Annotated in this window: 8 protein-coding genes and 1 tRNA gene; 2 read left to right on the top strand and 7 right to left on the bottom strand. The window is 36.4% G+C overall.

The annotated features are described in order from the left end of the window. Nucleotides 1–91: 91 nt before the first annotated feature. The 7 genes from JKA74_RS04205 to miaE form a co-directional block, all read right to left on the bottom strand. Nucleotides 92–1,771 carry a porin family protein gene (locus JKA74_RS04205; protein ID WP_201429898.1) on the bottom strand — a complete coding sequence of 560 codons (1,680 nt, stop codon included), beginning with the start codon at nucleotides 1,769–1,771 and terminating at the stop codon, nucleotides 92–94. Nucleotide 1,772: 1 nt separating this feature from the next. Then, on the bottom strand, nucleotides 1,773–4,850 hold the full coding sequence (locus JKA74_RS04200) for a tetratricopeptide repeat protein (RefSeq protein WP_201429897.1): 3,078 nt from the start codon (nucleotides 4,848–4,850) through the stop codon (nucleotides 1,773–1,775). A 70-nt stretch (nucleotides 4,851–4,920) separates the two neighbouring features. Further along, nucleotides 4,921–5,943 carry a DNA polymerase III subunit delta gene (gene holA / locus JKA74_RS04195; RefSeq protein WP_201429896.1) on the bottom strand — a complete coding sequence of 341 codons (1,023 nt, stop codon included), beginning with the start codon at nucleotides 5,941–5,943 and terminating at the stop codon, nucleotides 4,921–4,923. A gap of 180 nt (nucleotides 5,944–6,123) precedes the next feature. Next, nucleotides 6,124–6,196: transfer RNA gene (locus tag JKA74_RS04190), tRNA-Thr, on the bottom strand. Between the two features lie 103 nt (nucleotides 6,197–6,299). Beyond that, a complete protein-coding gene (locus JKA74_RS04185; RefSeq protein ID WP_236587492.1) occupies nucleotides 6,300–8,567 on the bottom strand; it encodes a DUF349 domain-containing protein in 2,268 nt (755 codons plus the stop codon). 59 nt (nucleotides 8,568–8,626) lie between these two features. Beyond that, nucleotides 8,627–9,205 (bottom strand): YqgE/AlgH family protein, encoded by a 579-nt coding sequence (locus JKA74_RS04180; RefSeq protein ID WP_201429895.1) that lies wholly within the window; start codon nucleotides 9,203–9,205, stop codon nucleotides 8,627–8,629. Next, the gene (miaE, locus tag JKA74_RS04175; RefSeq protein WP_201429894.1) at nucleotides 9,205–9,789 is read right to left on the bottom strand and encodes a tRNA-(ms[2]io[6]A)-hydroxylase; all 585 of its coding nucleotides are present in this window, start codon (nucleotides 9,787–9,789) and stop codon (nucleotides 9,205–9,207) included. Before miaE ends, JKA74_RS04180 begins: the two co-directional genes overlap by 1 nt. 238 nt (nucleotides 9,790–10,027) lie before the next feature. Here miaE and pdxH point away from each other — a divergent pair, with 238 nt between their 5' ends. Then, complete coding sequence (gene pdxH / locus JKA74_RS04170; RefSeq protein ID WP_201429893.1) at nucleotides 10,028–10,669, top strand: pyridoxamine 5'-phosphate oxidase; 642 nt, start codon at nucleotides 10,028–10,030, stop codon at nucleotides 10,667–10,669. Beyond that, nucleotides 10,666–11,895: a glycosyltransferase gene (locus JKA74_RS04165; protein WP_201429892.1), complete on the top strand. Its 1,230-nt coding sequence runs from the start codon at nucleotides 10,666–10,668 to the stop codon at nucleotides 11,893–11,895. Before pdxH ends, JKA74_RS04165 begins: the two co-directional genes overlap by 4 nt. Nucleotides 11,896–11,918: the final 23 nt, after the last annotated feature.

Here is an 11,918-nt window from a genome sequence, read left to right as displayed (position 1 = left end):
TTTTCAACTACCCCTTTCCTATGACTATCATATTTTTAACATAGGACTTGTTGAATATCAAATATAATGGCAATTATTGATATTTAAAACATTAAAAAGAATATATAAAGCCTCCTAAAACTTGAAATCCTCTATTTGGATAATTGAAATAATACTCATATTCTTTGGCTATCAGGTTATTAGCATGCAAGAATACAGACGAGCGATTAGATAATTTGTAATCCAGTTTTATCCCTAAATCGTAAATAGCAGGTATTTTCACGTCTTCTACCAGTTCAGGGTTGGCGTTATTGGGTGGGAATCCCGGATACATGCTTCCTTGCAAATGGCCATTCAAACCAATTGTAAGTTTTTCTGCAATCAGGTAATCAGTATCAAATTTCAGAAGGAAATTAGGCCTGTAGGGCATTTCCAGACCATCACTTAAATTGTAGTAGAAATAATCTCCTCTCAATCGAGCATTCCACTCCTGGTTGATTTGGGCGGAAACTCCGGTATAAATATTAATTTCGGTGTTATTACCTGTAAAATATACAGCCTCAAATCGTTCAGTGTTTTCAGGATTAACATAATAACCATAATTGTTTTTTACTGAAGCAACAGAAAAGCCGGCTTCAAATCCCAAAACATTAGTCAAAGATCCGTATAAAGACCCATATAATTGAAACGGCATTAAAGTGTGGTTCAATGCAATTGAATCATTCAAGTAAGGGTTTTCCAAAAGTAAATCTCTTAAGCGTACTCCCCTCACATCTCCTTTCAAACCAGCTTTGGCAAATATTTTAGGACTTAATTGATATTTGGCGAAAATATCAGGATAGACATGCAATTGGTTCATTGATTCCAGTGTGTCATTTTCATATACAAAGTTCAGCCCTCCATTTAGGGTAAGATCTCCCACACTATATACAATGCCCGGTTGTATTCTAAATAAGTTCCGCGTACGGCTTTGGGATTTATCATTGAATTGATATTTGCTAAAAAACCCATTCGAATTCAAATACACCTTAAAATTTTCTGACAAATTCATTTCATTGGTCAAGTCATAATCAAACGATCCCTCTCCTGCTTTATAATTAGTATTCAATTGATAAGCATCTATTGAAAGTCCGTATTGGTAGGGATTTTCCATGTCCCTGTCTTTCAATCTCACATGAGCACCAACCGTATGAAAAGTACGCTGTATACTATCTCTATCCACTTCTGTAAGTGCAGAATCGTAACCATAGAGGTAATTATTGTGCCTTTCATAAAAAGCATCAGCTTCCACCACAATATTATTGAAGATCAATTTCCCATAAGGCCGAACCAACTGGTAGCCTGAGGCCGAATTATTACCATCCACAGCCCCCCTGGCAAAACTTTCATGGGTTAATTGTAAGCCGTAACTTTGGTTCTTGCTCCTTTTATTTGCCAAAAAACCCTCCAAATAAGTAGCCCCATAATTGCCCAATCCCACTTTTACCTGGTTTGCATATAATTTCTGAAGTTTCTCATCCTGGACTGTTAGCACCCTGATTCTGGGTTTGATGCTATTTAAAGTAGGCTGAAATTCCTTTATCTCAAAACTAACAGGAATAAGACTGCTGTCTTTTTCAATTTTCGGTACTTTCTGAAAGTTTCTGGTAGCTCCCGGTAGTTCAATTTTCCGGTTTTTCTCTATTATTATCTGAGAATCTTCTATCTCACCAGTCTTGGGATCTTCCCAATTGTCCTGAGCCTGCAAAATATTTGCAAAGGCCAAAAATGTTATTAATAGTAAATAACGCATATTAGTTTTTGGTAGAATCTGTGTCAAGTATCATTTCTCCCTGCAAAGCACGGATGGAATCTTCTTCATTTTTAATTACTTCTGCTTTTCTTTGGTCTTCCTCTTCAATTTTAGCCAGCTTCAATTGTGCCTCTTTTTTCAAAACAACAGATTGAGCATTTTCAATGATGGAATTTAAGGTCGCTTTAGCCTGGAACAGCTCATTCATCTCATAATAATTGTCTGCAATCAATAAAAATGATTTCCCCAGCCATTCAGAATAATTGGCAAAATCATTATTTAACTCAAACAATGTATTAATAGAATTTTGATGCTCATCTTTATTATACTGCATAAGGGCAATAAGGTATTTAGCTTCAGCTGCATTGGCATCTTTGGCATTGTTGACAGCACTTTTAAAATGTGATTCTGCATTTTTATAATCCCCCTGGTAATAATAAGCCAATCCTTTATTCAGGTATGCCTCATTCATTACATTAGGGTTCACTGCCGCTTTATCCAGAATAAGATCCGCATACTGAATCATCTCCGAATATAAACTTTGGGCTTTGGCTATTTGCAACAAGCCCGACCATGCAATATATTTATCCTTATCATTATCTGCCAATTCTAAAACTTTATTGTAATAGAGTTCGGCATTTTCATAGTTGCTTCTTTCTAGTTCTAGTTCGGCTATCTTCTGAACAGAACGTTTGACGAATGGTGTTTTATCTTCCTGAACTACTTCGTAAAAATAAGGAAGTGCCTTGTCATATTGTTGACTCCTGTAGTAGGAATCTGCCAGGTAGTATTTGGCTTCATAACTCAATGCATTGTCAGGATATTCATTCAGGTAATTCTGAAAGGCAGCAATTGCTTTATTATAATTTTGGTTAAAGTAGATGGATTTGGCCGCATCAAATTCAATAGAAGTTATCTCTTTATCATTAGGATTTGCTTTTTTATACTCCGCTAAATATTTGTCCAAATCTCCTGAAAGGCCTTGCATACTATATATTTCCTGAAGGCCCAGTAAAGCACCATTGGCTGTCTGATGGGTGAGATAGTTATCCAATATCATTTTATAATCTTCCTCAGCCTCTTTATATTTCCGCAAATTAAAGTAAGCAATTGCCCGTTTGGATAAAGCATAAGGCCTCAAAGGCGTTTGATTTGTTGCTTTTAGTAAATAAGAAAAACCATCTATAGCTTCTGAATACTTCCCACTTTCAAAAGCCATCAATGCTTTTTGGAAAAGGGCATTGTCATAGTAATTTGATTTTTTATAAGTTGATATTACCACATCAAAATGCCTGTTTGCTTTTTCATTTTCTGATAAAATACTATGGATAACACCTTTCTGAAAATAAGCATAGTCAGATTTTTCATTTTTTTGGTCAATAGCAGTTTGATAGTTAGAAAGTGCCAGGGAATATTTTTTTGAAACATAATAACAATCAGCCAATCTAATGAGGGCATCTTCATAGTAAGGTCTGGATTTACCGTACTTCACATAAGCGTTAAAATAGTTCAATGCATTACTAAATTGTTTATCGTTATAATAGACATGCGCCAATCCATATTGCAGTGCCGGATACCATTCATCAGAGGAACTAGAATGATTAAGAGCCTTCTCATAAGCATTTATTGCTTCTTCATATTTTTTTCCGGTGGCATAGGCCTCTCCCATCCAGTAATAGGCTTTTCCTGCAAGTGACTTGTTTTGAGGATAGCTTACTGATTTCTCAAAAAATTGCACCGCCTTGTAAAACTGGGCCTGGTTGAAGTATTCCGCTCCTTGATAGAAAGCCACTTTCTGATAAGCTTCTTTCAACCTCAGGGTTTTATTTGGGATAGATTCAATAAATTCTATGGCCAGTTCATAGGCATTGGTATTAAGGTATGCCTGACTCAACAACTCATTAGCCTCAGTGGCGTAATTGCTTTGAGGATACCTGGACACAAAATCCTTTAACTCCGAAATAGCATCTGAAAAGAGTTTTTGCTTAATATAAAGCTTGGCCAGTTGATACTGGCTTTCTTCTTTTATCGCAGGAATATAATCCAATAGCTTTGCCTGCTGAAAAGCATTTACAGCATAGCGGGGATTATCGTTCTCCAAATACAACTTACCCAAATAGTATGTGCTGTATTGCGACAAGGAATCTTTCCCTAAGCCAACTTGCTCAAATAATTGAGTAGCTTCTCCGGTGTTTTCCTGTTTGTATTCGGCATAGGCCATTCTGTAAAGCACCTCTCTTTCAGGTTTCGCTTTACTTTTGTCTCTGAAATCAGTAAAGTATTCAGAAGCTTTGGAATAATTATTTTTAAAATAATAAGAATCGCCTATGATCAGGCTTAAATCAGCCGAAGCCATGCCCGACACATTATTACTAATATTTTGAGCATACTCAATTACCTGATCGTATTTTTTTTGCCTGTAATAGATATTGGCAATCATGGTGGCAGTTGTACTACTATAAGAATCATTCTCCCCTGCTTTCTTCAGGTCAATTAATGCCTGATTATAATCTCCTTGTTCAAAGGCAATATAGCCGGCATAATAACTGGCTGCTGATTGATAACTGGAACTACTTCTTTTTAGTTTGTTAAAATAAGGAAGGGCTTCTGAAAATGCTTTCCTGCTAAAATAGGAATAAGCCAATTTGAACTGATAGTCTTCTTTATCCTTTTGACCCAGCACATCTTCATCCGTTTCTTCATAATATTGAATGGCTTTGGGATAGTTTTTCTCCCTGAAATAGAAATTACCTAACTCAAAATATGCTTCATCAGCATATGAATTAGCAGGATAAGTATTGACGAAATTTTTGATTCTGGCTTCTCCATCGGCATGAAAAAGATAAATAGCCGATAATGCGCTTAAATACTCCGCATTTTGGGACTGAAGATCATTGCTGTGAGGATGATTGGCATATTCTTCCAATAGTTTCTGTGCTGAATTGTATTGTTGTGATTGGAATAATTTGACTCCCTCCTTATATAAATCATCAGCAGACTGCCTCACATGCGCGTATTGGGCATTGGCAAAAAAAGGCAGGCAAAGAAAAAGTAATGGCGTTATTATTTTATAGATCATCGTGTTTTTCAATTACGTATTTAACTCAATTAAGTGCTAAATATTTTTGATTAAGCTGAATTTATTCACCTCAGTGCATCAGTTTATAGACCAATTCCTTCATTAGTTGGTCCTCAGCCAGCGAAGCATTGATTCCTTTGCTGGTTAAATCAGCCTGATAAATGTAAGCCAGATTCTGCACTACCTTGTTAAGATTAAAACGTCTGACAGCCGCCATATATTCCTTGGCAATATAAGGGGAAACCCCGGCAGCCATGGCCACACCTCTGTCCGACTTGTCAGGATGGTTGTGTATTAATAATAATTTAGTAAAAAAACTATGCAAAAAACCAATAGATAAAATTACAGGATGATTTTTGGGGTCAGCAGCAAAATATTGGATGATCCTATTGGCCTGTAAAACATTTCCTGTCACAAGGGCTTTTTGCAATTCAAAAATATTATAGTCTTTGCTTATCCCTACATATTCCTGCACAAGGGCCGAATCAATTTCAACAGGCTCTTTAAAATTGATTAATATTTTATCAATCTCATTTGACATTCTTTCCAGGTTGTTGCCAATATATTCTGTGAGTAACATAGTAGCATCCCGATTGATTTTGTAGCCTTTCCCACTTACATATTGTTGGATCCAATCAGGTACTTTATTTTCATAAATTTTATTGGATTCAAGGAAAACAGTGTTTTTTTCTATCAGTTTGGAAATCTTTTTCCGTTTGTCGATTTTTTTGTGCTTATGGCAAAACACCAAAACTGTGGAAGGTTGGGGGTTTTGCAAATAAGCCTCAAATACTTCCATGCCTGTATCTCCTTTCTTCAATTCAGCCAATTCCTGTGCTTCCTTTACTATGATTACCTGCCTCTGTCCCATCATTGGAAAGCTTCGGGCAGCCGAAATCACATTGTTCAGGCTTACATCTTTTGCATATAATATGCGTTGGTTAAAGCTCTTTTCTGCTTCATTGAGCGCATTTTTCTCAATGAAATCACTTATGATATCAATAAAATAAGGTTCTTCTCCATGCAAAAAATATATAGGCGCATAAGCTCCACCTTTTAAATCCGTTAATATCTGATCTGCAGTTTTTGCCATTTAACTATTCAAATTGTATGCTGATGCGAAGATAAGGGTTAGTTGTAAAAGAGGAAAGGATGTGGAACTAAATGGTAAACATTTAATAGGAAGTAAATATTACTTGATCTGGTTTTGAATAGTTAGAGAAGCAAAAACGATTATAAACAAAAAAAGCTACTCAAATGAGTAGCTTTAATGAGCCTCTTGCCGGGATCGAACCAGCGACCTACTGATTACAAGTCAGTTGCTCTACCAGCTGAGCTAAAGAGGCCTTTTACAACTTGGGAGCCTTTCGTTTCCCTTATTGCGAGTGCAAATATACGGGCTGTTTTTATTAATCCAAACCCTTCACTAAAAAAAGTCAAAGTAATTTTTTAGTCAACAGAGCGGACTATGCGTAACTGCTTCTTTAACAGTGCAATCTCTTTTTCTGCCTCTTCAATTTTTTGATCAAATTCTTTTTTCAATTTATCTGCTGTTTTTGATGAAGCAAAAAACTCAAGGTTGTTTCTCCATGTAATGATGTCATTTTGCAAATCACTGATTTTCTTTCGAAGGCCATGTTCCTTTTGATTGAGCTTTCTGTCAGAATTCGGACCCGCCATTATCTTAGTCAGCTGTGCCATTAACTTCACTTTAGCTAATTGTTCTTCGCTCAACACAGATTCCGACTTCTCAATGAACTCGGCAATTGCATCAGAAAAGTGCTCTTTAACCTTTTGAATGGCATTGCGTGGCACAAAGCCCAATTTACTATAGGCTTGCTCATAGGCCTCCAATTGTTCCAGATCACCAGGCTCCAATTGCCTGATCTGCGCAATAATATCTTCTTTGGCTTTTAGGTTTTCCTTAAATTCCTTCTCAGATTCCTGATTACCTGCTCTCTTATTTTCAAAAAATGCATCACAGGCTGTTTTAAATTGCTTATAAATACTTTCCCTGTATTTCTCGGGCACAGGGCCAATCTCTTTCCATTGGTTTTGTAATTGCTTGAGTTTCTCAGCTGTTTTTACCCACTCAGTACTCTCTTTCAATGCTTCTGCCAGGTTCACCAATTCCTGCTTTTTCTTCATGTTCTCTTCACGCATTGCATCCAATCGCTTGAAGAATTCATGTTTATTGCCGAAAAATTGTTTGAAATTGCTCCAGAAGCTTTTGTTGATTTCCTTGGCATTTTCCTTGGGCACCTGTCCGGTATTCTCCCACTCCTTCTGAATGGCCAATATTTCCTTGGTTTTGGCATTCCAATCTTTAATCCTATCTGAGTTAAACTCTAAATAAGTTTGGATTTTATCAATAATGGCTTTTTTCTTTTCAAGGTTGGCTTCCTGGATTTCTTTCAGGTCTTTTAGATAGTCCTTGCGTTTATCATAAACAGCGTCAGAGGCTGCTTTGAACCTTTGCCAAAGTGGCTCTTGTTCTTCTTTTGGTACAGGACCTATATGCTTGTATTCTTCGTGTAAATCATTTAAAGTCTTAATAGCAAAAGGCACATCATTGGAATCTGCCAAGGCTTCAGCCTTCTCACAAAGCTCTTTCTTAGCTTCAATGTTCTTTCTTCTATCAAGTTCTTTTAGTTCATAAAGGATGCTCCTTTGATCGTAATATCTGTCAAGCAGAGCATTATAGTTGGCCCAAAGTGTTTTGGCCTGGTTGCCAGGCACCTGCCCTACAGCTTTCCATTCTTTCTGTAATTCCTTGATCACGTTGAGGCCGGTAATAGTTTCTTCACCATCAACCAATTCCCTTAAGCGATCCAATATTTCCAGTTTCTTTTTATAATTTTCGTCCTTCTGCTTTTCCTGTTCTTTGAAGTGTTTTCTTTTTCTGTCTTTATAGAGCTGAAAATTGGCTTCAAAACGATCAGTCAATTCATCATGCTTCATTGAAAAATCGGTTTCCTCACCACCTTCGGCAAGGAATTTTTCCAGTGCCACTTTTCTTTCTTCATCATGTATTTCATCAAAAAGTGGCTTGATTTCCTTTAGAATTCTATCTGCTTGTCTGAAATCATCTGAATGGGAAATTTCTTTAATAGCATCTACCAATTCTGCTTTACTAAAATTGGAGTAATCTTTTAACTCATCTTCATGGTCGCTATCGGATTCATCTTCATTATCAGATTCATCTTCTTCTTTAGCAGAAGATTCTGCTTTTGCTTCATGAGTTTCAGGTATATCTGTAGCAACTGCTTCTATTTCGGAGGATTTAAGGGGCTGATCAGCATCAATTACCCCAGTCTCGGTGGAGGTATGCTTTTCAGGATTTTCAGATAAGGTACTCGCTTCTTCCTCAGCTTCCTTCATGCTTGAATTTTCATCAACAGGTGTATTTTCTCTGGTATCCACTTCATCAGCTTGCTCTTCATTTTGAGAAGATACCTGCTCATTTGTTTCAGTGGGTAGGTCTGTTGCAGCTGCTTCTATTTCAGAAGAACGAATAGGTTGTTCCTCAGCAGGCACATCCTTTTCTTCAGTGTTTTCCTTCTTTACAGAACCTGACAATTCATCCTGTACAAATTCGTTTTCATTGGCTTCATTCCCCTGGTTTTCACCTGTTGCCTGCTCATTTTTCACCTTCTGTTCTTCCATGTTATCTTTATTTTCATCTGGGTTTTCAGAAGTACCTTTCACGTCCATCATAATTCTAGTATTCTTTAATCAAATAGATACAATATTAATTAAAATTTTAATTCTTTTTATCAATTAAGCTTCGGATCAGAAGGATAGTTGGCATATACTTTAAATCTCCCCCCCATTTTCTCCAATATATCCTTCCAAAGCTTTTCAGGCGGAGTATTAAAAATATACGATGGATGCACTCCTCGTGCCACAATCCACGTATTCTGATCAATTTCCTGTTGCAATTGTTCCTCCGACCATCCACTATAGCCTACAAAAAACCTGATCTTATTTTTATCAACCTTTCTTTCCTGCACCAAATCCAGTAATTTTTCAAAACTCCCCCCCCAATACAATTGATCCATAATTTCCTGCCCTCCTCCGCGCAAATGTTCTATGTCATGAATAAAATGTAAAGTGTTTTGTTGTACAGGCCCTCCTACATATAAACTCGTATCGAAGGAATTTATTTCCTGTAAAACTTCATCTACCTTCAAAATTGATAATTTATTCAAAACAAAGCCAAAAGATCCTTCCTCATTGTGTTCGCACAACAATATTACCGTACGATCAAAATTAATATCGGGCAACAAGGGTTCCGAAAGTAACAAGTCTCCCTTTTGTGGCCGGTCAATATTTTTAAACTCAAAAAACTCCATCAGTGAAGTGCAGGTTTTAAGGGTAAGTCTTCTAAAATCTTAGCTTCTTCTTCACTCATTTGTTCTAATCGGCTATAAACTAACTCTTTCTCAAAATAATGTAACGCCATATCAATAAAAATTTCTCCATGTTTAGCTTCTGAAGCCCATAATCGATGATAAAATTTCTTGATTTCACCATCAGGAAGTGCTTCGTAGACCATCTTGAAACGTTCGGCCCCTCTAGTTTCTACGATGGAAGCCAATAAAAGTCGATCCATAAAGCGATCTTCTTTTCCAGACCGGCAAAATTTTATTAATTCAGCCATATAATGATCTTTCTCTATTTCGTGAGGTAATTGAATATTTCTCGATTCCATTAGCTGATAAACATCCCGGAAATGCTCCAATTCCTCAACAGCCGTTTCTATCAGTTGTGGTATTATTTCAAGTCTATCAGGAAATTTGGCCACAAAACTCATTGCCATGCTCGAAGCTTTTCTTTCACAGTTGGCATGGTCCTGCAAAAAAGCATCAAAATCCGCCATCACAGTATCAATCCATTCTTTTCTGCTATTGGACTTTAAATCAATTCTTAATTTCATCTTGCTATATTTTCATTCCAAAGGCAATGGAGAAGTTTTCAATTTGATCACCAATCGCCTTTTATTAAGCTTCAGAAGTATTTTCAGCAGCAATAAACCATTTAATATCTCTATTCCCTTATTTTATTAAACGATATTTGCCTCTTAATTTAATTATAAAGCTTTGAATCATTATAAAACAATAATAAATTTAAATTCAGAAAGCCACCAACAATTAGCGATTTAATTCCATAAATATATGAAAAAATCTATTGCAGACTTACGTGAAGAGTATACGAAAGAAAGCTTGAAAATTGAAAAAGTTTCACAAAATCCAATTGACCAATTCCTCAATTGGTTCGAAAACGCAGTAGATTCAGCGGTTAATGAACCTAATGCTATGAATTTATCCACCTCCAGCAATGGAAAAGTATCTTCAAGAATAGTATTATTAAAAGGCGTTGAAAATAACAATTTTATTTTTTATACCAATTATGAGAGTGAAAAAGGAAAGCAAATTGCTGATAATCCATATGTAGCTTTAACTTTTTTTTGGCCGGAACTTGAAAGACAAATTCGCATTGAAGGCTTAGTCAAAAAAGTAGATACCGTAACAAGTGATATTTATTTCAAAAGCAGGCCAAGAGCGAGCCAAATAGGTGCCTGGGTATCTCCACAAAGTAAGTCTATCTCGGATAGAACCGTGCTAGATCAAAGATTAGTGGAAATTGAAAAGAAATTTAATGGAAAAGAAGTAGAACGGCCGGCCCATTGGGGAGGCTATGCTATCACACCTACGCTAATTGAATTCTGGCAAGGCCGACCCAGCAGATTACATGATAGGTTGTGTTATACATTAGAGGAAACAGGTAGTTGGAAAATAGAAAGATTAGCCCCTTGATCCCAAATACTTATTTTGAAAGGTACGCCTATTCAAAGCGGTTTATTGATGAGATTATAGTTGATAATACTTTTCTAAGTGTTGTAATTCCGGTTTTTAAAGAAGACAATTTAATAGCCACTTTGGAATCATTGGATAATTGCGAACCAACTACCTTTCCAGTGGAAGTCATTCTAGTCATCAACCACCCGGAAGATGCCACTCAAGAGGTAAAAGAATTAAGTGAAAGTGTCTCTGAGGAAATTAATGTTTTTAGGAGTAGAAAGAAATCAGATTTCATTACTTTTCATTTAATAAAAGCCTATGACTTACCAAAAAAGCAGGCAGGGGTTGGACTAGCCCGTAAAATAGGAATGGATGAAGCTTCTTACCGCTTTAATACTAATCAACGAGATGGAATCATTGTTTGCTTCGATGCAGATAGCATTTGCGAAAGCAATTATCTGAAATCCATCGAATCCCACTTCTTAAAGAATCCTCTTTCTGTGGGCTCATCCATTCATTTTGAACATCCAATTCATAAAGAAGGGGAATCAAACCTCCCAATTATTCTTTATGAATTACATTTGAGATATTATGTTCAAGGACTAAAATATGCCCAATATCCGTTTGCTTACCATACCATTGGATCAAGTATGGCTGTAAAGTCCTCAGTTTATCAAAAACAAGGTGGAATGAATCAGCGAAAAGCCGGAGAAGATTTCTACTTTCTCCACAAAATCATTCCTTTAGGAAATTTTACCAATATTAACTCCACTAAAGTAATCCCTTCTCCCAGAATTTCAGACAGAGTGCCTTTTGGTACGGGCAGGGCTATGGGTGAATATGAGATGGATCAAAAGGACCTTACATCCTCCTACAATTTCCTGATTTTCAAAGAATTAAAATCCTTTATCCTACAGATTGAGGATGACTGCTTTCCTTCAAATTGTAGCCAGTCCATTCAACATTTTATAACAGCCAATAATTTTGAAGATTCAATTACAAAAATCAGGCAGCAATCTAAAAACAAAGCACATCTCAGGGATCGTTTTTTCCAATGGTTTAATGGATTCAGGGTATTAAAATGTGTCCATTTTTTGAGGGATCATTATTACCCCAACCAAGCTTTAGAGACTGGGGTAATGAATCTGTTTTCAGAAATAGAGGAATTGAAGAAATATTCAAAAGAGCTATCGGCCGAAAAGCAATTGGTGATAATGAGGAAGTATGAAAGAAGTCTATGATATATTTTAATAGCAATGTACTG

Source organism: Marivirga aurantiaca, from assembly GCF_016679925.1.
GTDB classification, from domain to species: Bacteria; Bacteroidota; Bacteroidia; order Cytophagales; family Cyclobacteriaceae; genus Marivirga; species Marivirga aurantiaca.
This window is presented reverse-complemented; position numbering and strand designations above follow the sequence as displayed.